We start from the raw sequence: 642 nt of genomic DNA on the forward strand, positions 1-642 counted from the left end.
TTTTTAAAATAATATTTTAAAAAATTTAAAATATCCCCTTCGCCAGCGAAGGGATCTAAGATAATATGATTTTCTTTTAAATTATCAAAAATAAATTCTTCTAATGGTTTTGTGAACCAATTTTGTTTTTTAGTAAAAAATTGACCGAATTGAATTTTATTTGTCAATTGAAAAACCTATCTTTCTTTTTTTAATTGTTTTTCTATTTCTTTAAAATTTTTATTATTTAACTCTTTCAATTTTGTCATTTGGATTCATGTTTATTTTCTTCCTTTTGCTCTTTTGCAAAAAACTCTTTTAAAGATTGAGGAGTGATAATATTATTTTTCCATTTTTTACGTGGATTATAAGCGTTTCCCCAAGTTTTTTCGTTATGAGTTTTTACACTCAAATCATAAGAACTTAAATTAATATAATTATTAAGGGTTTTTTTAATAAATTCTTGAATTTCTTGATTTATTTCGTTACCAGTCTTTCCTTCACAAATATAATTATTGGGAATTGGATTATTTACAAAATTAAAAAATTCACCATAAATATGAGGAATAACAGGCCCAAACATCCAAGCTTCGATAGGTTCTAAAAAAAGTGGTTCATTATATTTAGCAATATAATGACCTTGAATATAATATAATAATTTAT

General features: G+C 23.1%; 1 protein-coding gene. It reads right to left on the bottom strand.

The window, feature by feature from the left end; all coding sequences use genetic code 11:
* Positions 1-244: 244 nt before the first annotated feature.
* Positions 245-642: Panacea domain-containing protein (locus tag OL66_RS02510; RefSeq protein ID WP_034172326.1), on the bottom strand; the 398-nt coding region annotated here is incomplete at its 5' end.

It is taken from the genome of Chrysanthemum yellows phytoplasma (assembly GCF_000803325.1).
GTDB classification, from domain to species: domain Bacteria; phylum Bacillota_I; class Bacilli_A; order Acholeplasmatales; family Acholeplasmataceae; genus Phytoplasma; species Phytoplasma asteris.